General features: G+C 73.3%; 19 protein-coding genes. 6 read left to right on the top strand and 13 right to left on the bottom strand.

Going from position 1 to position 23,535, the window contains the following annotated elements; genetic code table 11:
• Positions 1 to 203: 203 nt before the first annotated feature.
• Positions 204 to 1,232 (bottom strand): MarR family transcriptional regulator, encoded by a 1,029-nt coding sequence (locus G7Z13_RS28705; RefSeq protein WP_240926376.1) that lies wholly within the window; start codon positions 1,230 to 1,232, stop codon positions 204 to 206.
• Between the two features lie 398 nt (positions 1,233 to 1,630).
• Here G7Z13_RS28705 and G7Z13_RS28700 point away from each other — a divergent pair, with 398 nt between their 5' ends.
• From G7Z13_RS28700 to G7Z13_RS28685, 4 genes are all read left to right on the top strand, one after another.
• Positions 1,631 to 2,563 (top strand): hypothetical protein, encoded by a 933-nt coding sequence (locus G7Z13_RS28700; RefSeq protein WP_166003111.1) that lies wholly within the window; start codon positions 1,631 to 1,633, stop codon positions 2,561 to 2,563.
• Complete coding sequence (locus tag G7Z13_RS28695) at positions 2,560 to 3,084, top strand: hypothetical protein (RefSeq protein ID WP_166003110.1); 525 nt, start codon at positions 2,560 to 2,562, stop codon at positions 3,082 to 3,084. Before G7Z13_RS28700 ends, G7Z13_RS28695 begins: the two co-directional genes overlap by 4 nt.
• A 93-nt stretch (positions 3,085 to 3,177) precedes the next feature.
• On the top strand, positions 3,178 to 5,307 hold the full coding sequence (locus G7Z13_RS28690; protein WP_166003109.1) for a glycoside hydrolase domain-containing protein: 2,130 nt from the start codon (positions 3,178 to 3,180) through the stop codon (positions 5,305 to 5,307).
• A 22-nt stretch (positions 5,308 to 5,329) separates the two neighbouring features.
• Positions 5,330 to 6,034, top strand: coding sequence for a hypothetical protein (locus G7Z13_RS28685; RefSeq protein ID WP_166003108.1), 705 nt, complete (start codon positions 5,330 to 5,332; stop codon positions 6,032 to 6,034).
• A gap of 77 nt (positions 6,035 to 6,111) precedes the next feature.
• Here G7Z13_RS28685 and G7Z13_RS28680 read toward each other — a convergent pair whose 3' ends face one another.
• The 4 genes from G7Z13_RS28680 to G7Z13_RS28665 all read right to left on the bottom strand — a co-directional run bounded on the left by G7Z13_RS28680 (position 6,112) and on the right by G7Z13_RS28665 (position 10,974).
• Positions 6,112 to 6,621, bottom strand: coding sequence for an O-acetyl-ADP-ribose deacetylase (locus G7Z13_RS28680; RefSeq protein ID WP_166003107.1), 510 nt, complete (start codon positions 6,619 to 6,621; stop codon positions 6,112 to 6,114).
• Entirely contained in the window at positions 6,618 to 8,030 is a 1,413-nt protein-coding gene (locus G7Z13_RS28675; protein WP_166003106.1) for an NAD(P)/FAD-dependent oxidoreductase, read from the bottom strand. Before G7Z13_RS28675 ends, G7Z13_RS28680 begins: the two co-directional genes overlap by 4 nt.
• A gap of 105 nt (positions 8,031 to 8,135) precedes the next feature.
• Positions 8,136 to 8,978, bottom strand: a complete 843-nt coding sequence (locus G7Z13_RS28670) for an inositol monophosphatase family protein (RefSeq protein WP_166003105.1) — start codon at positions 8,976 to 8,978, stop codon at positions 8,136 to 8,138.
• Between the two features lie 172 nt (positions 8,979 to 9,150).
• Entirely contained in the window at positions 9,151 to 10,974 is a 1,824-nt protein-coding gene (locus G7Z13_RS28665) for a gamma-glutamyltransferase (RefSeq protein ID WP_166003104.1), read from the bottom strand.
• 250 nt (positions 10,975 to 11,224) lie between these two features.
• On the opposite strand from G7Z13_RS28665, the gene G7Z13_RS28660 reads away from it, so the two are divergent.
• A complete protein-coding gene (locus G7Z13_RS28660; RefSeq protein ID WP_166003103.1) occupies positions 11,225 to 11,893 on the top strand; it encodes a hypothetical protein in 669 nt (222 codons plus the stop codon).
• Positions 11,894 to 11,908: 15 nt separating this feature from the next.
• On the opposite strand, the gene G7Z13_RS28655 is transcribed toward G7Z13_RS28660, so the two are convergent.
• Positions 11,909 to 13,435, bottom strand: a complete 1,527-nt coding sequence (locus tag G7Z13_RS28655; RefSeq protein WP_166003102.1) for an NCS1 family nucleobase:cation symporter-1 — start codon at positions 13,433 to 13,435, stop codon at positions 11,909 to 11,911.
• Between the two features lie 141 nt (positions 13,436 to 13,576).
• On the opposite strand from G7Z13_RS28655, the gene G7Z13_RS28650 reads away from it, so the two are divergent.
• Entirely contained in the window at positions 13,577 to 14,278 is a 702-nt protein-coding gene (locus G7Z13_RS28650; RefSeq protein WP_166003101.1) for a hypothetical protein, read from the top strand.
• 54 nt (positions 14,279 to 14,332) lie between these two features.
• Here the strand turns inward: G7Z13_RS28650 and G7Z13_RS28645 are convergent, their stop codons facing one another.
• The 7 genes from G7Z13_RS28645 to G7Z13_RS28615 form a co-directional block, all read right to left on the bottom strand.
• Complete coding sequence (locus tag G7Z13_RS28645) at positions 14,333 to 15,334, bottom strand: TIGR03842 family LLM class F420-dependent oxidoreductase (RefSeq protein WP_166003100.1); 1,002 nt, start codon at positions 15,332 to 15,334, stop codon at positions 14,333 to 14,335.
• 11 nt (positions 15,335 to 15,345) lie between these two features.
• Entirely contained in the window at positions 15,346 to 16,749 is a 1,404-nt protein-coding gene (hydA, locus tag G7Z13_RS28640; protein ID WP_166003099.1) for a dihydropyrimidinase, read from the bottom strand.
• A 119-nt stretch (positions 16,750 to 16,868) separates the two neighbouring features.
• Entirely contained in the window at positions 16,869 to 17,711 is an 843-nt protein-coding gene (locus G7Z13_RS28635) for a nitrilase-related carbon-nitrogen hydrolase (protein WP_166003098.1), read from the bottom strand.
• Positions 17,712 to 17,875: 164 nt separating this feature from the next.
• Positions 17,876 to 19,429 carry a PucR family transcriptional regulator gene (locus G7Z13_RS28630; protein WP_166003097.1) on the bottom strand — a complete coding sequence of 518 codons (1,554 nt, stop codon included), beginning with the start codon at positions 19,427 to 19,429 and terminating at the stop codon, positions 17,876 to 17,878.
• 38 nt (positions 19,430 to 19,467) lie between these two features.
• A complete protein-coding gene (locus G7Z13_RS28625; protein ID WP_166003096.1) occupies positions 19,468 to 20,769 on the bottom strand; it encodes an aspartate aminotransferase family protein in 1,302 nt (433 codons plus the stop codon).
• The gene (locus tag G7Z13_RS28620) at positions 20,766 to 21,611 is read right to left on the bottom strand and encodes a nitrilase-related carbon-nitrogen hydrolase (RefSeq protein WP_166003095.1); all 846 of its coding nucleotides are present in this window, start codon (positions 21,609 to 21,611) and stop codon (positions 20,766 to 20,768) included. Before G7Z13_RS28620 ends, G7Z13_RS28625 begins: the two co-directional genes overlap by 4 nt.
• 157 nt (positions 21,612 to 21,768) lie before the next feature.
• On the bottom strand, positions 21,769 to 23,523 hold the full coding sequence (locus G7Z13_RS28615) for a hypothetical protein (protein WP_166003094.1): 1,755 nt from the start codon (positions 23,521 to 23,523) through the stop codon (positions 21,769 to 21,771).
• Between the last annotated feature and the right edge of the window lie 12 nt (positions 23,524 to 23,535).

The following is a 23,535-nucleotide window of genomic DNA, read 5'->3' as shown; positions in this document are numbered from 1 at the left end:
GCCCCTCGATGCCGGCGGCGAGCAGCCCGCGCGGGACGGCCCGCGCGTCGCGCAGGACCCGCCACTCGCGCGGCGCCGGCTCCAGGTGCGTCGCGGAGTCGTGGACCGAGGTCAAGGGGGGCTCCGGCGGCTTCGTCGGTGCGGTCGGGGAAGTGGAGGTGAAGCGGCCGCGAGCCCCCGAGCACCACTGACAGCGCGGTCCCTCACACCGCGCTCGCGTCCACGCGCGGGGCGGTCGGCCGCGCGGCCGGCTGGGGCTGCGGGAGGACGCCGCCCGAGATGTGGAGTCCCTCCGCCGGCCGGCCTCCCTCGGCGAGGGCCCGGCCGAGCGGGGTCGCGGTGTGCCACACGGTGTTGGCCACCCGGCGGCTGAGGATGAGACCGGCCTCGCGCAGCACGGCGGCGTGCTCGCTGGCGGAGGCGGCCGACACCCCCAGCCGCCGGGCGATCCCTCCTCCCGTCGTGCCGCCGGACGCCGCGACCTCCTCCAGGACCGCGGCGCGGGTACGCCCCAGGAGGCGGGCCAGAGCCACGGGCCCCGGCACCGCGGAGTCCTCCGTGAGCAGCTGCAGGCCGCGGTTCGCGGGGTAGACCAGCACGGGGTCCAGCCCGTCGTCGAGCAGCGTGACCGGCCTGCCCCAGCAGAAGTAGGAGGGGATCAGCAGCAGCCCCCGCCCGTCCAGGACCAGGTCCTGGCGCACCGGGTAGTCCACCTTCAGCACCGGCGGGTCCCAGCGGACCAGCGGATGGATGGTGCCGAGCAGCCGTTCGACGCCACCGTCGAGGAAGTCCCGCAGGCGCATGGTGCGTTCGGCCTCGACGACGGCGCGTATGCGGTGCCACGAGCGCGAGAGCACCCGCTGGTGGTACCGGAACATGGCCGTGCCCAGCTCGCGCATCGCCGCCGCGTCGCCCTCGGCCATCCGCCGCAGCCACGGCGTCTGCCCGCGCTGGGCGGCCAGCAGGGCCAGTTCGGCGCGCAGCCGCGCGCGGTCGACGCTCATCACGGCCTCCAGGGCCGACTCCAGGTCGGCGCCCGCGGCCGGGGTGAGGAAGTCGGGCGAGTAGCCGCGCGGCGGCGCCAGTTGGAGGAGCAGGGAGATCGACGGATCGGGTCCGGTCAGCGTCTCGGCCCGCCAGGGGCCGAACACGATGTGGTCCGGGGAACCGCCGAGCGCGTGCAGGCTCAGCAGCATCTCCCAGACCGGGTCCGGCTGCGGAGCGAGTCGCACCCGGCCCAGATCCTCCGTGGAGAAATGGACGTGCAGCACAGGCAGTACCCCCCGTGGGCGACCAGCTGTCGACTGTCTGCCAAGAGTCTCACGCGGGTCTGACAGTCGTACGCGGCCGACGACGCGGGCCGCGCCCACGGGGGTGTTTCGGGTGAGCCCGAAAGTGGGTGCGGGGTGACGGCGTCGTTGCCAGGCTGACGGTGACCAAGTGACCGCAGAACGACGGTCCGTGCGCGGGAGACGACCGCGCGGGCACGGGCCGGAGGAGACACCCACGGCAGGCGCCACGGTCCTCGACCGGGACCGGAGCACGGCGCCCCGCCGTCGGCCGTCGGGCCGGGGCCGCCGCACGCGCCCCCGCGCCCGCGCAGTGTTCACACAGCGGGTGAGGGGGAACCGTGCGGGGATTGGGTGTGCTGTCGGTGCTGTTGCTCGGCGTACTCGTCGGCTGCGGGCCGGCCGGGGAGCCGGCCGCGCCGGACGCCGGGCCGGAGCGGGCGCTGCCGCGCGAGGTCACGGCCGAGGAGTCGGCGACGCTGCGCCGGGCCGAGCTGGTGCTGGAGCGGCGGTGCATGGCGCGGGCCGGGTTCGACCTCCCGCCCGTGCCCGAGCCGGCGCGCACCGGGCCACCGCCGCCGCCGATGCGCCTCGTCCTCGCCGACACCGCGTGGGCGCGCGAACACGGCTACGGGTCCCTGGTCGGCACTCCCGGACAAAGCGCCGCTGCCCGCGCGGAGGACCCGGTGGAGCGGTACGTCCGCGGCCTGACACCACAGCGGCGGGCGGCGGCGCTGCGCGCGTGGCAGGGCGGCGGCCGGGACACCGTCGAGGTGACGCTCCCCAGCGGCATGACCACCGGGCGCAGCACCCGCGGCTGCACCAGCGAGGCCCGCGGTGAGCTGTACGGCGACTTCCGCACGTGGTTCGGCGCCGACGCGGTGGACCGTGACGTCGTGTCGCTGGCCCTGAGCCGCGCGGAGGCCGATCCGGCGGTCACCGAGGCGTTGCGGGGCTGGTCGGCGTGTGTGGCCGGGCGCGGGCTGCCCCACGCCTCGCCGCACCGCCTGCGGGCCGCGCTGGGCACGTCGGCGCCCGAGGCCGAGGAGATCCGGTACGCCGTCGCCGAGGCCGGCTGCGCGGTCTCCTCCGGCCTGGCGGAGGCCGCGGCGGACGCCGAGCGGCGGCACCTCTGCGCACTGCGCGCACGGTACCGGGCCGATGTGGCCAACGCCCGCGGCATGCGGCTGGCCGCCCTGCCGGAGGCGGAACGGATCGTCCGCGGCGAAGACCCGTCGCGGCAGAACACCTTGAGGGGACGAGGTACGACATGAACGGCATCAGGCAGTACGCACGCACCGCCCTGGCCCTGACGGCGGCGGCCCTCGTCGGGCTCGCCGGCCCGGCGGTCCCCGCGGCGGCCGCGGGATCACCCGCGCCGAAGCCGGGAGCGCCGACCCCCGTACGGTCCGGGGCGGACCTGAGCACGGTGGCCGCGGCGGACGCGGACGGCTACCTCTACGCCTTCGACCTGCCCTACTTCGAGGGCGACTACTGCAAGTGGGACCGCGACGACGAGTGGTGGGGCGACGACTGCGGCGGCTTCAACGACCGGGCCACATCCGTCTGGAACAACGGGTTCCCCGGCTACTACAGCGAGGTCGCGCTCAAGCGGGACATCAACCTCGGCACGAACCTGGCGCGGCTGTGCATCGAGGCCGGCAACTACTACGCCGACCTGTCCCTGGGCTACGAGAAGTTCCTCGACGGCATCCACGCCGACAACGCGATCAGCGGGCACTACTGGTTCACCGACGACGCGGACTACATCCACGACCCGCACTACGGCTGCTGAGGTCCCGCGCGCCCCGGCGGCGCGGGTCGCCGCGCCGCCGGGGCCGTCCATCGCCCCGCACCCCACTCCGCACCGACGGTGAAACGAGGAGCCATGTCCATCACGATCAACAAGCGCGCCACCTGGGGCAAGTACGCGAGCGAATCGACGCAGGAGCACGCCTCGTCGCCCCCCAGACCCTCCACCCGTGCCTGGACGGGACACATGGGGGTGTTCATCCACTACCTCGGAGCGGGAAGCACCAGCGACCTCGAGACGGAGGAGGACTGCCGCAGAGAGATCGCGAGCGTGTACGCGGACCATCTGCCGGAATTCGAGGGAGACATCGCCTACAACTTCCTCGTCTGCCGCCACGGCAACGTCTACGAGGGCCGCGGATACGAACGCGGTGAGGGGAACGGCGACGCCTACGTCGACGGAGTGGGGCGCAACACCGGCTTCTACTCCATCGTGGGCATGATCCGCTCCAACGACACCGTGGGCGAGGACATGCTGCGCGCGATGCGGGACCTGATCCACCATCTGCGCACCGAGGCTCCGAAGAGGACCGGCGGGATGATCTTTCCGCACGGCCACGACTTCGACACCGCGTGCCCCGGCGACCTCGGTATGTACGCGATCCCGGGATCGACGATCGATCCCTCGGCGCCGTGGACGGGGGTGGGCGGCGACATCCACGTCTACCGGACGCAGAAGTGGGTGAACCGGACCTACCGCGACGCCCCCGGATACCTCAAGTGCCCGGAGAACGGCCGTACCGGCTGGTCCACGGTGCTGTCGCTGACCCAAGGGCTCCAGCACGAACTCGGCATATCCCCGACGGTGCAGAACTTCGGTCCCGGGACCTTCAACGCGGTGAAGAACCGCTGGGTGATGCCGGACCGGGACCCCAGTGAGAACATCCAGCGGATCTACAACGGCGCCTTGTGGTGCAAGGGTTACTGGGCCTCGCTCGACCTCACCGGGTGGGACGCCGACTCCCAGGAGTCGACGGAGCGCCTGTACCGGGACATGGGGCTGGACTACGCGGACGAGGACAAGCGTCACGCCATGTGGCCGCACGTCGTGCGGGCCCTGATGCGCATGGACCAGTTCCGCAAGGTGCCCGGCGGTGACGACCACGTCCGGGGCATCCAGCAGCGGCTGAACTCCCGGTACGTCGCGGGCATCGGCATTCCCGCGATGTATCTCGTGCCCTGCGACGGCGTCTACTCCCGTGACGTCCAGCAGGGGCTCATGATGGGCATCCAGTACGAGCTGGGCATCGCCATGGGCTCCATCAACGGGTACTTCGGTCCCGGCACGCAGGCCGCGCTCAGGGGAAAGGGCTCGGCCACCCTCACGGGAGACCTGCGCTACCTCTTCCGCGCCGCCTGTTACTTCAACTCGCCCACGTACACCGCGCAGGGAGAACGGAAGTATCTTCCGGAGGACATCGCCATCGACGCCCAGACCGGCACCCATGTGGGGTGGCTGATGGACTTCCAGCGCTTCTCCCAGATCCCCGTCACGGGCCACAACGACTACACCACGTGGGCTCAGCTCCTCGTCTCCTCCGGTGACGTCGCCCGGGACGCGGCCGGCTGCGACTGCATCACCGAGATCACCGCCGAACGCGGGCGGCTGCTCAAGGCGAACGGCTACCAGATCGTCGGCCGGTACCTGGACGAGCATCTCGCGCCGGGCGACCCGTACTACCTCGGCAAGGCCCTCAAGCCGGGCGAGCCGCAGACCATCCTGAACGCCGGGCTGAGGTTCTTCCCGATCTTCCAGTACAACGGCACCCAGCTGGCGAACTTCACCTACGACAAGGGCTACGACCAGGGGAAGAAGGCCCACCAGAAGGCCGTCGAGCACGGCATCGGCGCCGGCACGTGCATCTACTTCGGGGTCGACTACGACGCGACGGACGAGGAGATCGGCACCCATGTGGTGCCGTACTTCAACGGCGTCAAGGCCGGACTCGCCGAGCTGGGCGGCCGGTACGCCTTCGGCGTCTACGGATCCCGCAACGTCTGCATCCGCGTCTCGGACGAGGCCGGGGCCCGCTGGTCGTTCGTCTCGGGGATGTCCTGGGGCTTCTCCGGGAACCTCGGCTTCCCCCTGCCGCGGAACTGGTCGTTCAACCAGATCAGGGAGTACGACTTCCAGCCCGGCTGGGGCCTGGACCACAACATCTGGCGCCAGGGGGGCGACCCCGGCGTCTCCGCCGTCACGCCCTGACCCGACGAGTGAGGACTCCACGATGATCAGCAGACGCAGTCTCCTGGGCGCCGTCGCGGGCGCCGGCGCGCTCACGCTCGTGCAGCACACCCTGACCCCCGCGCCGGCCGTCGCCGCCCCCGACGCCGCCGGCGGCACGGAACCGGACACCATCCGGTGGACGGGGAAGAAGTCCGCCAACGGCTGGCCGATCGACCCCGGCGCCATCGCCGCCTTCCGCGTCGAGGGCTCCGGGGTGCCGGTCCGCCTGCGCGAGGGGGACGCCGCCGCGGTGCTGCTGCACGTCGCGCGCCGCTGGCACTACGAGATCGCCCCGCTCGACTCCGGCGAGGGCGGCGGCGTCACCGCCCACACCACCCGCCGCGACCTGGGGGCGGACTTCGAGTCGAACCACCTGTCCGGGACCGCCGTGGCCCTCCACCCCACCGCCTACCCACTGGCCGGGAGCGAGGGGCTGTGGCCCCACCAGGAGGCGATCGTGCGGGACATCCTCGCGGACTGCGAGGGCACCGTCGTCTGGGGCGGTGACCTCACCCCGGTGAAGGTCTCGCACTTCCACCTCGCCGCCCGGCCCGGCGACCGGACCCTGGCCCGTGTCGCCGCCCGGCTCGACACCGGCAGGCCCACGACCGCGCCCCGCGCCCAGACCGCCGGGACGGTCGCCGACCCGGCGGCGCCCGCTCGCCGTCTCAAGGCCCGCCGCCTGGAGCGCGCCCAGACCAGCTGAACCGCCGGCGCACAGTCGCCGGGAAGGCCCGTGATCAGCGGCGGCGGCGGTGGTGGTGCGGGTAACCCGCGCGGCCCTCAGCCGAGCTGCCGGGCGAACGCCGCGTACGCCCGCTCGTCGAAGAGGACGAAGCGGACCTCCTCGACCGGGGTCGGGGCGGCGCGGACCGTCTCGACGGCGATGCGGGCGGCGTCGTCCATCGGCCAGCGGTAGACGCCGGTGGAGATCGCCGGGAAGGCGACCGTGCGGGCACCCAGTTCACCGGCCACGCGCAGGGACTCGCGGTAGCAGGAGGCGAGGAGGGCGGAGCGGTCCTCGGTGGCGGACCAGACGGGGCCGACGGTGTGGATGACCCAGCGGGCGGGCAGCGCGCCCGCGGTGGTGGCGACCGCCTGTCCGGTGGGCAGACCCTTGCCGTAGCCCGAGGCGCGGAGCGCGCGGCACTCCTCCAGGATCGCGGGGCCGCCCCGGCGGTGGATGGCGCCGTCGACGCCTCCGCCGCCGAGGAGGGAGGAGTTGGCCGCGTTGACGAGGGCGTCGGCGCTCTCGCGGGTGATGTCGCCCTGGACGAGGGTGAGGGTGGTCATGGCGTCTGCCTCAGCCTTCTCCAGACGGCCTTGGCCGCGTTGTGGCCGGACATGCCGTGCACGCCGGGGCCGGGCGGGGTGGCCGACGAGCAGATGAAGACCGCCGGGTGCGGGGTGCGGTACGGCGCCAGGGACAGCCGGGGGCGCAGCAGGACCTGAAGTCCGGAGACCGCGCCGGTGGCGATGTCGCCGCCGACGTAGTTGGCGTTGCGGGCGGCGAGTTCGGGCGGGCCGGCGGTGGCGTGGGCGAGGACGCGGTCGCGGAACCCGGGGGCGAACCGCTCCAGCTGGCGTTCGAGGGCGTCGGTGAGGTCGCCGGTCCAGCCGTGCGGGACGTGGCCGTAGGCCCAGAAGACGTGCTTGCCGGCGGGGGCGCGGGTGGGGTCGACGACGCTCGGCTGCACGGTGATCAGGAAGGGGCGCTCGGGGGCGCGGCCCTCACGGGAGGCGGCGCGCAGGGCGGCGCCGATCTCCGCGCTGTCGGCGCCGATCTGGACGGTGCCGGCCCGGCGGGCCTCCGGCGCGGTCCACGGGACCGGGCCGTCCAGCGCGTAGTCGATCTTGAAAGCTCCGGGGCCGTACCGGTAGTGGTCGTAGAAGCGGCCGAAGCCCGCGATCCGGGCCAGGGCGGTGGGCGAGGTGTTGAAGACGTAGGCGCGGGCGGGCGGCAGGTCGTCGAGGCGCTTGACCTCGTAGTCGGTGTGGATCGCGCCGCCGAGGTCCTTCAGGTACGCGGCGAGGGCGTCCGAGAGGGACTGGGAGCCGCCCTGGGCGACCGGCCAGCCGCGGGCGTGCGCGGCGAGGGCGAAGACCAGGCCGATGGCGCCGGTGGCCACCCCGGTGAGGGGGGCCATGACGTGGGCGACGAGTCCGGCGAAGAGGGTCTTGGCGCGCTCGTCGCGGAAGCGGCGCGTCAGCCAGGTGGACGGGGGCAGACCGGCGAGGCCGAAGCGGGCGAGGGCCACCGGGTCGCGCGGGAGCGCGGTGAGCGGCAGGGACATGAAGTCCCGGACCAGCGTGTCCCACCGGGGCAGGAACGGCTCGACCAGTCTGCGGTACGCGCCCGCGTCGCGCGGGCCGAAGGAGGCGGCGGTCTCGGCGACCGAGCGGGCCAGCACGGCCGCGGTGCCGTCCGGGAAGGGGTGGGCCATGGGCAGCTCCGGCTGGAGCCAGCGCAGGCCGTACCGCTCCAGCGGGAGGGCGCGGAAGGCCGGGGAGTTGATGCCGAGCGGGTGGGCGGCGGCGCACGGGTCGTGCCGGAAGCCGGGGAGGGTCAGCTCCTCGGTGCGGGCGCCCCCGCCGACGGTGCCCCGGGCCTCGAACAGGGCCACGGAGAAGCCCCGGCGGGCCAGTTCGACCGCAGCCGTCAGGCCGTTCGGCCCCGCCCCCACCACGACCGCATCGAACATCGACGGCACCTTCGGACTCCTTCGTCAGCCGACGGGCACTGGACTTTCAGGATATGCCGCGGGACTGCCGCTCCCCCGCGGCGGGGCCCGGCGGCCGACCGCTCGTCACGGCGAGGCCAGCAGGGCGGCGATCCGGCGGGCCGTCGCCGCGTCGCGGGCGGCGGTGAACGGCAGGTCGTTGCCCCCGGTGATGCGGAACGGCTCGCCGGTGCGGGTCAGATGGGCGCCGCCCGCCTCCTCGACGAGCAGCAGGCCCGCCGCGTGATCCCAGGCCGCCTCCCAGGAGAAGGCGACGGCGTCGGACTCGCCGCGGGCGACGGCCAGATACTCCAGTCCGGCCGAGCCGCACGGGCGCGGGGCGACGCCCTCGGTGCGCAGGGCGAGCAGGGCCCGCTTCTGTTCGTCCGTGGTGTAGTCCGGGTGGGAGGTGGCGACGCTCAGGTCCCGGCCGGGCGTGGGCGGGCCCGCGTACAGCCGCTCACCGTCGAGGAAGGCGCCCTGGCCCCTCATGGCGGTGGCGAGTTGGTCGCGGGCGGGCGCGAACGTCCACGAGGCGTGCAGCACGCCGTGCCGGACGAGGGCGACGAGGGTGCAGAAGCCGTCCTCGCCGTGCACGAACTGCCGTGTGCCGTCGACGGGGTCGACGATCCACACCGGCGCGTCGCCCCGTATCGCGTCGTAGGTCGCCGGGTTGGCGTGCACCGCCTCCTCGCCGACGACGACCGATCCGGGCAGCAGGGTGCGCAGCGCCTCGGTCAGATGCAGCTCCGCCTTGCGGTCGGCGTCCGTCACCAGGTCGTGCGGGCCGCTCTTCTGATCGACCTCGTGCGCGGCGAGTTGCCGGAAGCGCGGCATGATCTCCGCGGCGGCCGCCTTGCGGACCGCCTCCTCGACGTCGGACGCGTGCCGGGCGAGGAATTCGTCGATGGTTCCGCTCTCTTCGATCATGCCTCCATGAGAGCACGCGCCACTGACAATCCCCACCCGGCCGGTGCACTCCCGATGTAATCGGGATGAACCCGCCGGCGTGGGAGCCGTCACCGGCGGTCGGAGGACAGCGGCCGGTCAGCGGTCAGCGGGCCCCGAGGACAGCGGCCGGTCAGCGGCCGGAGGCCGCCGGTCAGCGGCCCACCGCGTACCCCTGCATCCCGCGCGGGTTCGCCGCCGCCGACAGCACACCGCTTACCGGGTCGCGGGCGACCGCGCACAGCCGCCCCTCCGACCAGGCGTCACCCACGGTGACAAGGTGACCACGCCGCCGCAGCTCGGCGACGACCGCCGGGTCCGTGCGGGACTCCACCGTCACGCTGCCCGGCCGCATACCGCGCGGGAAGAAGGAGCCGGGGAAGCTGTCCTGGTGCCAGTTCGGCGCGTCCACGGCGCCCTGGAGGTCGAGCCCGCCGCGCACCGGGGAGCGCAGGGCGACGGCCAGGAAGAAGTGCAGCTGCCACTGGTCCTGCTGGTCGCCGCCGGGAGTGCCGAACGCCAGCACCGGGACGCCGTCGCGCAGGGCGATCGACGGGGTGAGGGTGGTGCGGGGCCGCCGCCCGGGGGTGAGGGTGTTCGGCAGGCCCTCCTCCAGCCAGGTCATCTGGAGCCGGGTCCCGAGCGGGAAGCCCAGCTCGGGGACCACGGGGTTGGACTGGAGCCAGCCGCCGCTGGGCGTGGCCGCGACCATGTTGCCCCAGCGGTCGACGACGTCCAGGTGGCAGGTGTCCCCGCGGGTGGCACCGTCGGCGCCGACCACCGGCTCACCCGGCACCGGCGAGGTGCTCAGGGCGACCGTCGGCTCCCCGGCGCCCGCCGCGCCGCCGGCCCGTGCCGCGGCGGCCTCCACGCGCGCGTACCGGGACAGCCGGGGCGCGCGCCCTTGCGGGCTGCCGGGCCGCAGCTCGTACGAGGCCCGCTCCCCCACCAGGGCGCGCCGCCCGGCGTTGTACGCGTCCGACAGCAGCGCGTCGAGCGGCACCTCGGCGGCGTCGCCGTACCAGGCCTCCCGGTCGGCCATGGCGAGCTTGGAGTTCTCGATCAGCAGGTGCAGATAACCGGCGGAGCCGTACGGGGGCAGGTCGGGCGGGAGCAGGGCGAGCTGCTGGAGCAGGACCGGGCCCTGGCTCCAGGGGCCGGCCTTGCACACGGTCCAGCCCTTCCAGTCGTACGTCACGGGCGTCTCGTAGGACGCCGACCAGCTGGCGAGGTCGTCGGCCGTGAGGGTGCCGGTGTGGTGCTCGCCGCTGGTGTCCAGGGTGGGGCGCCGCGCCTGCCGTATCAGGGCCTCGGCGATGAAGCCGGTGCGCCACACCTCCCGCGCGGCCTCGATCTGCGCCTCCCGGCCCCCCGCGCGGGACACTTCGGCCAGCAGCCGCTTCCAGGTGGCGGCGAGGGCGGGGTTGCGCAGCAGCCGGCCCGGTCGGGGCGGCTCGCCCTGGGGCAGGTAGACCTCCGCCGACGAGGTCCACTCCGTCTCGAACAGCTCCCGTACGGTCGCGACGGTCGCGCCGACGTTCTCGACGGGCGGGTGACCGTGTTCGGCGTAGCCGATGGCGTACTTCAGGACGTCGGCGAGCAACTTGGTGCCGTGGTCGCGCAGGAGCAGCATCCAGGCGTCGAACGCGCCGGGCACGGCGGCGGCGAGCGGCCCGGTGCCGGGGACGAGGTCCAGTCCGAGGCCGCGGTAGTGCGCGACCGTCGCCCCGGCGGGCGCGACCCCCTGCCCGCACAGCACCCGCACCTCGCCGCCGGCCGGGGCGAGCAGGATCGGCACCTCCCCGGCCGGTCCGTTGAGGTGCGGCTCGACGACGTGCAGCACGAACGCGCCCGCCACCGCCGCGTCGTAGGCGTTGCCGCCGTCCTCCAGCACCGCCATCGCCGACTGGGAGGCCAGCCAGTGGGTGGAGGACACCATGCCGAAGGTGCCCTGGAGCGTGGGCCGGGTGGTGAACATACGGCGTCGCACCTCGCTTCCGCGGAGTCGGTCCCAGGTGTGCGGATCACCTGGTCGCCCGCAGGCTATCGATCACCGAGGGCGGACACACGGGTGACATAACCGGGCATACAACGCGCCGTCGGTGAGCCAGGGTTACCGCGCGGGCACGCAGCGAGTTGGCACTTCCGCCCCACCGGGACTCATGTGACACTGTCGTCCCGTCCGCAGTGCGGACTCCTTCCGCACCGACCCCCACGAGAAGTGCGCCGTGCGTTCTCTTCCCCTGCCGCTCGCCCTCGCCGCGCGCCTGACCCCGGTCGCGGTGCTCGCCTGTGCGGGCTGGGCCCTGTCGTCCGGTCCCGAGGCGACCACCGCCGCCCAGGACAAGGCGCCCGACAGGACCGGGACCCGGTCCACGTCCGCGCCCTCGACGACGGCGGCGCCCAAGACGTACACCGAGGCTCCGGCGCCCTGCGACAGCCTGCCCGAGAAGACGGTCACCTCCCTCGTGCCGGGCGCCGGGCCGGCCGGGAAGGAGCTGCCGTCCACGGACGCCTCGGTGCGCCGCACCTGCTCGTGGAACGCACTGAAGGGCTACGACTACCGCTGGCTCGACGTCTCCTTCGAGATCACCGACTCGGACGAGAAGGCGGCGGCGCAGTACGACGCGCGCAAGGCGGAGAAGAGCGGCGGCGGGGCGGTGCCGGGCCTCGGCGACGCGGCGTACTCGGTCGTGAACCTCACCACCGAGGACAAGCAGCAGACCCGTGAGGGCGTGGTGCTGGTCCGCGCGGCGAACGCGCTGGTGACCGTGACGTACAACGGGTCGGACTTCGAGAACAAGACGGCGCCCTCCACCGACGAGATCAACAAGGGCGCCATCAAGGCGGCGAAGGCGGCGGTGGCCGCGCTGGCGGAGGCCGGCGGCACGGGCTGACGCCGCGGCACGGCCTCAGCCGGCGGCCCGCTGCCGTCCCGCCGGCATCAGCGCGACGTACAGCAGCAGCGACGCCGCGAGGCCCACCGCCCAGCCGTAGTCGGCGAGCGGTTTGAGCGGCGGGATCAGTCCGTTCGCCGGGAAGGGGCCCGAGGCGACGCCGTCGGCGTTCACGGTCGAGTACGAGCCGCCGACCGCCAGCACTCCCCCGGCCACGAAGGCCGCCAGCGCCCGCCAGTTCCACCCGGCGGCGTACCAGTAGCGCCCGCCGGGCGTGTACAGGTCCGCGAGGTGCAGCACCGTACGGCGGACGATCCAGTAGTCGGCGATGAGGATGCCCGCGACCGTGCCGAGCAGCCCGCCGACCACACCGAGCCAGGTGAAGATGTAGAACTCGGGCGTGGAGATCAGCTTCCACGGGAAGATCAGGACGCCGACGACACCGGTGATCAGCGCGCCGGTGCGGAAGGTGATGAGCCTCGGCGCAAGGTTCGCGAGGTCGTACGCCGGGGAGACCACGTTGGCCGCGATGTTCACGGAGACGGTGGCGACCAGCACGGTGACGAGCGCGAAGAGCAGCCCGAAGACGTTGTCGGCCTTGGCCGCGAGGGTCACCGGGTCCCAGATCGGCTCGCCGTAGACCACCTCGCTGCCGGAGGTGACCAGCACGGCGAGGACCGCGAACAGCGTCATCGTGGTCGGCAGGCCGAGGGACTGGCCCCAGGTCTGCGCCTTCTGGCTGGCGCCGAAGCGCGTGAAGTCGGGGATGTTCAGCGACAGCGTCGCCCAGAAGCCGATCATGCCCATGAGGGACGGGAAGAACACCGGCCAGAAGTCGGCGCCCCAGCCGAGCCTCGACGGCTGCGACAGCAGCTCGCCGAAGCCGTCGGCCTGGACGGCGATCCAGACGAGCAGCGCGAACGCGCCGACGAGGACGAAGGGCGCGGCCCAGTTCTCGAAGTGCCGCAGGAAGTCCATGCCGCGCAGGATGATCGCGATCTGCACGGCCCAGAAGAGCAGGAAGCACAGCCACAGCGGCCACGGGTTGCCCGCGATCCGGCCGGCGTTCTCCCACTCGCCGCCGGTGAGCTTGGAGCCGAGCAGGAAGACGCCGCTGCCGCCGATCCAGGTCTGGATGCCGAACCAGCCGCAGGCCACGGCCGCGCGGATCAGCGCGGGCACGTTGGCGCCGCGCAGGCCGAAGGAGGCGCGGGCGAGGACGGGGAAGGGGATGCCGTACTTGGGTCCGGCGTGCCCGGTGGCGAGCATCGGCAGCAGCACGATGACGTTGGCGAGGGCGATGGTGAACACCGCCTGCTTCCAGTCCATGCCCAGCGCGACCAGCCCGGAGGCGAGCGTCCAGCTCGGGATGCAGTGCGCCATGGAGATCCACAGCGCGGCGAAGTTGTACGTCGTCCAGCGGCGCTCGGAGACCGGGACGGGCCGCAGGTCCTCGTTGGCGAAGGGACTGTCGGCGGGGAAGGCGTCCGGCGCCAGGTCTATCCGGTCGGCGGGCGATCCGTGGGGAACGGTTTCTGTCATGGCAGACCAATCGGATGAGGGGCCGGGAAGGCCGCCGCGGTCACGTTGCCGTCACGCGCGCGTCACGCCCTGCCGGTCAAGCTGATGTTGCTTCCTATGGGCCGCTTCGGCCGCCCCCGTCCCAGGAAGGGAAGTAGCAGCATGAATCGGCAACGTCGCCTCGCACTCCTCAGCCCTCTGGTGATCACGGCGGTGGCCTTCGCGCCCGCGGTCGCCGCGCAAGCGGCCTCGCCGGGGTCCGTTCCCGCGCAGAAGGGCGGGCCGTCCTGTGAGCTCGAGCAGGTGGGGAAGAAGGCCAGCCCCACGTACAACCTCGTGCTCGACAGCTTCCCGAAGAACACTCACGTGCGCGCCGAGTCCGACGAGGAGACGGTCTCGGGCAAGGTGAACCGCAACGGCGACCGGACGTTCAAGAACGTGGAGTACGGCGAGTACACCGTGTTCTACAAGTCGAAGGGCAAGAACCAGAAGGTCTCGTGTGACACCCCACCGCCACCGAAGGACAAGGCCGGCGCCGTCGATCTCATCGACCTGGACTTCGTCAGCGCGACCCCTGCCACGGCGGACTGCAAGAACGCGATGAAGTTCACTGCCACCGGTGTCATCAAGGCCAAGGGCAAGGGCACCGTCAGCTACCAGTGGGCCACCCCAGGCAAGACCCATGCGCAGCAGAAGGTCGAGTTCACGGGTCCCGAGGAGTCCAAGACGGTGACCAAGGAATTCACCATCCCCGCGAGGCCTGATGCCGCCGCCGGCTCGGAGCAGTCGAGCTTCGCGGACCTGAAGGTGACCACGCCCTCGACGGCCTCCGCCAACGGTGACTTCAAGTTCAAGTGCGCCTAGCGCCCTGAGGGACAGTCCCGCACCCACCCCAGCAACCGTCCCTCTCCGCCGGGGTCACCCGGCCAGCTCCGGGATGACCTCGGCCCCGTACGCCTCGATCGTCGCCTCCTGCGCGTCGTGCATGTCGTACAGCGCGAACTGGTCCACGCCCAGGTCGCGGAGGACGCGCAGCTTCTCGACGTGGGCCGACGGCGGGCCGAGGAGGCAGAAGCGGTCGACGATCTCGTCGGGGACGAAGTCGGTGGACGGGTTCCCGGCGCGGCCGTGGTGGCTGTAGTCGTAGCCGTGGCGTTCCTTGATGTACGCGGTGAGCGCCTCCGGCACCAGCCCGGAGTGTTCCCCGTACCGGCTCACCAGGTCCGCGACGTGGTTGCCGACCATGCCGCCGAACCAGCGGCACTGGTCGCGGGCGTGGGCGAGGTCGTCGCCGACGTAGGCGGGCGCGGCGACGCAGATGGTGAGGGAGGCGGGGTCGCGGCCGGCGGCCGCCGCGGCGTCGCGCACCGCCTTGACCATCCACTCGGTCAGGAACGGGTCGGCGAGCTGGAGGATGAACCCGTCCGCCTTCTGCCCGGCGAGGGCGAGGGCCTTGGGGCCGTACGCGGCCATCCACACCGGCAGCCTGCCGTCGCGGATCCAGGGGATGCGGACGGGCTGGCCGTCGACGACCGCCTCGCGGCCCTCGGCGAGGTCGCGGATGACGTCGATCGCCTCGCCGAGCCGGGCCAGGGTGTTGGGCTTGCGGCCCGCGACGCGCATCGCGGAGTCGCCGCGGCCGATGCCGCAGACGGTGCGGTTGCCGTACATGTCGTTGAGGGTGGCGAAGGTGGAGGCGGTGACCTCCCAGGTGCGGGTGCCCGGGTTGGTCACCATCGGGCCGACCTTCAATTTCTGCGTGTGGGCGAGGATCTGGCTGTAGATGACGAACGGTTCCTGCCAGAGCACGGCGGAGTCGAAGGTCCAGCCGTAGCGGAAGCCGTTGCGTTCGGCGCGTTTCATCAGGCTGATGACGCGGGAGGCGGGCGGGTCGGTCTGGAGGACGAGTCCGAAGTCCATGAGGGCTCCTCCTAGTCGAGGTACTGGCAGGTGGAGCGGGGGGTGTAGACGCCGTGTCCGGCGCGCCCGGTGTACTCCCGCTCGGTGATGACGGGCACGCCGCGGGAGAGCACGGTCTCGACCCGGCCGGTGACGCGTCTGCCCTCGTACGCCGAGTAGTCGACGTTCATGTGGTGGGTCTCGGCGGACATGACCTGCTCGGCGTGCGGGTCGTAGATGACGACGTCGGCGTCGGCGCCGGGGGCGATGGTGCCCTTCTTCGGATACATGCCGAACATCCGGGCCGGGGTGGCGCAGGCGATCTCGATCCAGCGGCGGCGCGAGATGTGCCCGTCGAGGACGGCCTGGTGGAGCAGGTCCATCCGGTTCTCCACGCCCGGCAGACCGTTGGGGATCTTGGAGAAGTCGCCGCGGCCCAGCTCCTTCTGGCCGGTGAAGCAGAAGGGGCAGTGGTCGGTGGAGACGACCTGGAGGTCGTCGGTGCGCAGGCCCCGCCAGAGTTTCGCCTGGTGCTCACGCGGCCGCAGCGGGGTGCTGCACACGTACTTGGCGCCCTCGAAGTCCGGTTCGGCGAGGTTGTCGGTCGACAGGAACAGATACTGCGGGCAGGTCTCGCCGAAGACGTTCAGGCCCTCGTCGCGGGCCCTGGCCAGCTCCGCCACCGCCTCCATCGCGGAGACGTGCACGACGTACAGGGGCGCGCCGGCGACCTGGGCGAGCCGGATCGCCCGGTGCGTGGCCTCGGCCTCCAGCAGGGCCTTGCGGACCTCGCCGTGGTAGCGGGGGTCGGTCTCACCGCGGGCGAGGGCCTGTTCGACGAGGACGTCGATCGCGATGCCGTTCTCGGCGTGCATCATGATCAGGCCGCCGTTCCCGGCGGAGCGCTGCATGGCGCGCAGGATCTGGCCGTCGTCGGAGTAGAAGACGCCGGGGTAGGCCATGAACTGCTTGAAGGAGGTCACTCCCTCCTCGATGAGCAGGTCCATCTCCTTCAGCGTCTCCTCGTTCACATCGGAGACGATCATGTGGAAGCCGTAGTCGATCGCGCAGTTGCCCTCCGCCTTGGCGTGCCAGGCGTCGAGGCCCTCGCGCAGCGCGTGGCCGACGCTCTGGACGGCGAAGTCCACGATCGTCGTGGTGCCGCCCCAGGCCGCCGCGCGGGTGCCGGTCTCGAAGGTGTCGGAGGCGAAGGTGCCGCCGAAGGGCAGCTCCATGTGGGTGTGGACGTCGACGCCGCCCGGGATGACGTACTTGCCGCCGGCGTCGATGGTCCGGTCCGCCGTCCAGGCCTCGGCGGCGGGGGTGCCGGAGGCGGCGAGGGCGGCGATGCGGGAGTCCTCGATGAGGACGTCCGCGTGGATCTCGTCGGAGGCGGTGATGACGAGGCCGCCGCGGATGACTGTCCGGCTGCTCATGTCGTGGTCGCTCCTCGCGGTGAGTGAGTACGGGTGGTCGGGGGTTGATCGCGCCCGCGCGGCGGAGCCGCATGTCGATGCGGCCCCGCGCCCCTGAGGTGGTGGCCCTTGCCGGCTCTCTACGGCGCCGTCAGCGGCGAGTACGCCCCCGGCGCCCGGTCGCGGTAGAACTGCCAGCGGTCGCGGACCTCGCGCAGCTTGGTCATGTCGAGGTCGCGGACCACCAGTTCGGGCTCCTTGTCGCTCGCCACCTCGCCGACGAACCGGGCCTCCGGGTCGACGAAGTAGCTCGTGCCGTAGAAGTCGTCGTCGCCGTACTCCTCGACGCCCACCCGGTTGATCGCGCCGACGAAGTACTCGTTGGCGACGGCCGCCGCGGGCTGTTCCAGTTGCCAGAGGTAGCCGGACAGGCCGCGGGAGGTGGCCGAGGGGTTGAAGACGATCTCGGCGCCCGCCAGCCCCAGCGCCCGCCAGCCCTCGGGGAAGTGGCGGTCGTAGCAGATGTAGACGCCGATCCTGCCGGCGGCCGTGTCGAAGACGGGCCAGCCGCTGTTGCCGGGGCGGAAGTAGAACTTCTCCCAGAAGCCGCGCACCTGCGGGATGTGGGTCTTGCGGTACTTGCCGAGGTAGGAGCCGTCGGCGTCGAGCACGGCGGCCGTGTTGTAGAGGACGCCGGGCTGCTCCTCCTCGTACATCGGCAGGACGAGGACGAGGCCCAGTTCCTTCGCGAGCGCCTGGAAGCGGCGCACGACCGGTCCTTCGGGGATCCGCTCGGCGTACGCGTAGAAGGCGGGGTCCTGGACCTGGCAGAAGTACGGTCCGTAGAACAGCTCCTGGAAGCAGAGGACCTGGGCGCCCTGCGCGGCGGCGTCGCGGGCCGCCTGTTCGTGCACCCGGATCATGGACTCCTTGTCGCCGGTCCAGGCGGTCTGGAAGACGGCGGCGCGGATCACTCGGCTCATCGGGACCTCCGGTCGCTGCGGTGGCTCGGTGTGCCGTGAGCGTAGGAAGCCGGACGGCCGGCTGTGAGATGCACCGTGTCACGTCCGCGGGCGGGCGGCGTGTCACCGTGTCACGTTGTGCCTGGCGCATGTTTCACCGCCGTTTTCGCAGGTCGTCGCAGGTTTCACCGGTGTTGCGCGTCGTGCGCGAGGAGGGCGATGTGGACCGAGGCGGCCTGCTCGAAGTCGTCGAGGTCCACGCCGAGCCGGGCCTGTATCGCCTCCAGGCGGCGGTAGAGCGCGGGCCGTGAGACGTGGTGGAGCTGGGCGGTGCGGGACTTGTTGCGGCCGGTGGCGAGGTAGGTGCGCAGCACCGGCAGCAGGTCGTGCTGTTCGCGGCCGAGCAGCCCGGCCAGCTCCCGTTCGGCGAACGACTGCACCTGCGGGTCGTCCCGCAGCAGCCGGATGAGGCCTCTGAGGTGGACGTCCCTCAGGCGGACCACGGCCGGGAGGTCCAGGGCGGCCGAGGATCCGGCGACGGCGTCCGCGACGTGCCGGGCCTCGCGCAGCCCGGCGGGCACGTCGTCCCAGTCGGTGCGGGTGTCGGCGGCGGCCACGACGGCGGGGCCGTCCTCCTGGCGCAGCCGGGCGGCGAAGTGCTCGGTGAGCGCCGGGGCGTCCTGGTCGCGGGCGAGGCTGAGCAGGACGGCGGTGGTGCCGTCGGCGAGTGCGGCGGCCAGGCCCGGCAGGCCCAGCAGCCGCAGGGTGCGGTCGAGCGCGGCGGGCCGGGCGTCGCGGACCGCCAGGGGCACGTAGGCGCGCCGGCCCACGGGCAGCCCGGCGGCACGGGCCCGGGGCAGCAGCCGGCGGGCCGGTACGGCGCCGGAGACCAGGTCGGTGAGCAGGCTCTGCGCGCACTGCTCCTCCCAGCGGTGCTCCGGGCCGCCCAGCAGGCGGTGCAGTATCAGCGCCTCGGCGGCGCGGTCGGCGAGCAGCCGCCCGGCGGCGGTGTCGCCGCGGTGGCCGCACAGCACGATCCGCCCCCAGCGCTCGCCGCGCCCGCCCAGTTCGGCGCGGATCCAGCCGTGGCCCTCGCGGCCGCCTGCCTGCCGGGCGATGCGCTCCCAGTCGCGCAGCACGTCGTCCACGGCGGGGCGTTCCCCGGCGGTGGCGAGCACCCGGTGGGCGAGGTTGGTGACGACGACGGGGCAGCCGCTGTGCCGGGCGATCTCGTCGAGGAGGTCCTGGAGCGGGGCCCCGGCGGTGATGAGCGCGGTGAGCGCGGTGCGTACGGCCTCCGAGAGGCTGACCGCGGCGAAGTTGCGCCGCACCAGCCGGGACTGGACCTCCTCGGTGAGCTGGGCGAACGGGAACGGCCGGTGCAGGACGACCAGCGGCAGCCCGCACCGCTCGGCGGCCCGGCACATCACCCGGGGCGGGGCGGGGAAGGCGCGGCCGAGTCCGAGGACGACGGCCGCGGCCTCCGCGCGGTGCAGGGAGTGGATGTACTCGGCCTGCTTGCGTTCGTCGCCGACGAGCAGCACCCCGGTGGTGAGGACCATCTCGCCGCCGCTGAGCATCACGCCGACGTCGGCGGCCTCCGCGACGTGCACCCAGCGCACGGGGCGGTCGAGCCGGTCGGCGCCGGCCACCACCTCGGGCCGGCCGGCGAGGACGCGTTCCAGGGTCAGCACCTGGCGGACCGACAGGGCGGGTGGCAGTTCGGAGCCGGCGGTCATGGCGGGTCCCCCTGTCTCTTCGGCTGTCTCTTCGGCGGCTAGGCGATGCTCCGCAGGGCCTGTTCGAGGATCGCGGCGCCCTCCTCGGCCTCCGCGACGGTGAGGGACAGCGGCGGGGCGATCCTGAGGGCGCTGGTGTTGTGGCCGCCGCCCTTGCCGATCAGCAGTCCGCCCTCGCGGGCCGCCTCCAGCACGGCCGCCGCCAGCTCGGGGGCGGCCTCGTCGGTGCCGGGTCTCACCACGTCGACGCCGATCATCAGGCCGCGCCCGCGGACCTCCCGTACGGCCGGGATCTGCGCGGCGACGGCCCGCAGCCGCTCGATGAGCAGTCCGCCGACCCGCCGGGCGTTGCCCTGGAGGTCGTGTTCCAGCAGGTAGGTGAGGTTGGCGAGACCGGCGGCCATGGTGATCTGGGTGCCGCCGAAGGTGGAGATGCTGTTGGCGTCCAGGCAGTTCATGATCTCCGAGCGGGCGATGACCCCGCCGATGGACATGCCGTTGCCGATGCCCTTGGCGAAGGTGACGATGTCCGGCGGGCCGGACTGCCCGTGCGCCTGCCAGCCCCAGAAGTGCTCGCCGGTGCGGCCCCAGCCGGTCTGCACCTCGTCGGCGATCCACAGCGCGCCGCGCTCGTGCAGCACCTCGCGGAAGGCGGCGTACAGGCCGTCCGGCGGGGAGGTGAACCCGCCGACGCCCTGGATGGGTTCGGCGATCAGGGCGGCGGGCGAGCGGGTGTGGCCGAGCAGGTCTCTCAGGTCCTCGACGCAGGCCGCGATGAACGCGCGGTCGTCGAGCGCGGCGTACGGGCCGCGGGTGCGGACGCCGCCGTGCACGTAGAGCGTCTGGAGCGGGGACAGGGAGGTCGGGGACCAGCCGCGGTTGCCGGTGACGCCGACGGTGGAGAAGGAGCGGCCGTGGTAGCTGTTGCGCATCGCGAGGACGGTGTTGCTGCGGCGGTAGGTGGTGGCCAGCAGCAGCGCGGTGTCGTTGGCCTCGGTGCCGGAGGTGGTGAAGAAGACACGGGCGTCGGGGATGCCGCTCACCTGGGCGACGCGCTCGGCCAGTTCGACCATCGGCCGGTTGAGGTAGAGCGTGGACGAGTGGATGATCCGCCCGGCCTGTTCGGCGACCGCCTTGGTGACCTCGGGCAGGGCGTGGGCGGTCATGGTGGTGAGGATGCCGCCGAAGAAGTCCAGGTAGCGGTTGCCCTCGGCGTCCCAGACGTGCCGGCCCTCGCCGTGGGTGATCTCGATCGGGTCGTCGTAGTAGAGGGCGAGCCAGTCGGGCAGCACCGCCCGGTGCCGTCCCAGCAGGTCCCTGGTCGTGTGGTTCCCGGTCACGGCCGTACCAGCCCTTCGTACGCGTCGGGGCGGCGGTCGCGGTAGAACGCCCACGTCCGCCGCACCTCGTCGATGAGGTCGAAGTCGAGGTCGCGCACGAGCAGTTCCTCCTCGGAGTCGCCGGCGGCCTCCCCCACGAACTGCCCGCGCGGGTCGACGAAGTAGCTCGTGCCGTAGAAGTCGTTCTCGCCGTACTCCCCCTCCTGGCCGACGCGGTTGATGGCGGCGACGAAGTACGCGTTGGCGACGGCCGCGGCGGGCTGCTCCAGGCGCCACAGGTGGGCGGAGAGGCCGCGGTGGGTGGCCGACGGGTTGTAGACCAGCTGGGCGCCGTTCAGGCCGAGCTGGCGCCAGCCCTCGGGGAAGTGGCGGTCGTAGCAGATGTAGACGCCGACCTTGCCGACGGCGGTGTCGAAGACGGGCCAGCCGAGGTTGCCGGGCCGGAAGTAGTACTTCTCGTAGAAGCCCTTGAGCTGGGGGATGTGGTGCTTGCGGTACTTGCCGAGGTAGGTGCCGTCCGCGTCGATCACGGCGGCGGTGTTGTAGTAGAAGCCGGCCTGCTCGACCTCGAAGACGGGGACGACGATCACCATGCCGGTCTCGCGGGCCAGCGCCCGCATCCGCCGCACGGTCGGCCCGTCGGGCACCGGCTCGGCCCAGCGGTAGTGCTCCGGTTCCTGGACCTGGCAGAAGTACGGGGTGTTGAAGACTTCCTGGAACCCGATGACCTTGGCTCCCCGGCGGGCCGCCTCGCGGGCGTGCTCCTCGTGTTTCGCGACCATGGACTCGGTGTCGCCGGTCCAGGTCGCCTGGACCAGAGCGGCGCGTACGACGTTGGCCATGAGCTGCTCCTTCGACGGGACGCAGAGCCTCTACGCCCGTAGACGCAGGTCGTAGAGGGATGAACGTATGCCTCGGGGAAGGCCTTGCCAAGACCATCGTCGGCAACCCGCTCGGCCGGTCGCGACTGCCACTCCGGTGGGCGAGCGACGGGGCCGGTCAGCCGGCCGGTCCGGCCACCCGGAGGGCGTGCGCGAGATCCCGGTGGCGTGCCGCGGAGACCCGCGCGGCGGCCTGGAGCAGCAGCGGGACGAGGATCCGCGGGTCGGGTGCGGCGCTGCGCACCACCTCCTCCGGAGGGCGGGCCCGGACGTAGGCGTCGAGCAGGGCGTCCGCCTCGCGGCCGCGGCCGTCGGCGGTCAGCGCGAGCACGGCCTGCCCGATCTCCGCGGCGGGGCGGACGACGCCCTGCCGCAGGATCTGCCGCCCGTCCGCGCCGCGCCCGGCCGCGGTCAGCGCGTCGGCGGCGGCCACCAGCCGGTCCGCGGGCAGGGACGCGGTCTCCCACAGCAGGGTCGCCCAGTCCGCGGCCAGGCCCGCGCGCTGCAGTTCCTCGGCGAGCAGCGGGAACCGGGCGGCGGGCCACCGCGCGGCCTCGGCCAGCAGCGCGTGCGCCTCTCCGCTGCGGCCCTCGGCGCGCAGCCGCGCCAGCGTTGCGATCACGGTGCCCGTCTCCCGCCGCGCCTGCGCGTCCACGGGCGCACTCCGCGGCGCCTGGGGCCCCTGCGCCTGCGCCGCGGCTCCCGCGAACCGCGCTCCCCGCGGGGTCCGCCCACCCGGCGCGACCGGCGCGGCGGGCACCGGCTGCGCGACGGGCGGCACGACGACGGGGCCTTCGCCCTCGTCCTGCACTCCGGCGAACCGGGCACCACCTCGACGGCGTTTGCGCTGCTTGGGGGTGGGGGCGGGAGTGGATGCGGGGGCCGCTGGAGCAGGCCCCGCCGGAGGGGGCGTCACGGGGGCGGGCACGGCGACTGCGCCACCACCGGGCGCCGGGACTCCCCCCGAGTCGAGGTCGCCCCGGAGACGCCCGCCCGGCCCGTCGGCCGGCCGCAGTGGACCACCCGGCCCCCCTTCGTGCCCGTAGCGACCACCCTGCCCGTCGCTCGGCCCGAGACGACCGGCCTGCCCGTCACCCGGCCAGCGGTCACCGCTCGGCCCGCCACCCATCCGGGGGCCACCGCCCTGCCCGTCACCCGGCCAGCGGTCACCGCTCGACCTGCCACCCGTCCGGCTGCCACCGTTCTGCCCGCCGCCCGGCCAGGGTCCGTCGTTCGCGGCCTCCTCACGGTCCGTCGGGTGCGTCGTAGGTGTTGTGGCCGACCGGGCGTTCGCGGGGGCCTCGGCCAGCTCGGGTGACGGGTCGGCAGCGGGGCGCGGCGGGGGGACGGTGCGGGGCGTGGGGGTGTGGTGGTCCAGTGCGGTGAGGCGGGTGTTCAGTTCCACGCAGCGGGCGGTGGCGCGGGCGAGGTCGTCGCGGGCCCAGGCCAGGTCGAGGCGGAGGGTGTCGGCGGCGGCCTGGGTGGTGGCCGAGGCGAGCGCGCGGCCCAGTCCGGCGAGGCGTTCGGCGGCGTGCTCCCGCTCGCGGAGCGTCACGTCGAGCCGGGCCGTGAGGGCGTCCCGGCCGCCGGGCCGGGCGTCGTACGCGGCGAGCGCCGCGCTGTGCAGGGCGCGCGTCCGGTCCCTCTCGGCGTCGGCGGCCCCGGGGCCGTGCGCGGCGGCAAGGTCCTGGAGCAGGGACTCGACCACGTCCCAGGGCGGGACCTCCCGCCCGTCGAGGCAGGCGCGCATCCCGTCGGGGTCGCGCCGCCGGAACACGGCGCACCAGCCGCCGTCCCGGTCCAGCCTGGCCAGCAGGCCGGCCAGGCGGTCCGCGAACTCCCGTACCGCGTACGGGAGCTGATCCACTGTCATCGCCCACTCCCC

The sequence above is a fragment of the Streptomyces sp. JB150 genome (genome assembly GCF_011193355.1).
Taxonomy (GTDB): Bacteria; Actinomycetota; Actinomycetes; order Streptomycetales; family Streptomycetaceae; genus Streptomyces.
The sequence above is the reverse complement of the archived record's forward strand: the minus strand, read 5'-3'. Positions and strand labels throughout refer to the sequence as shown.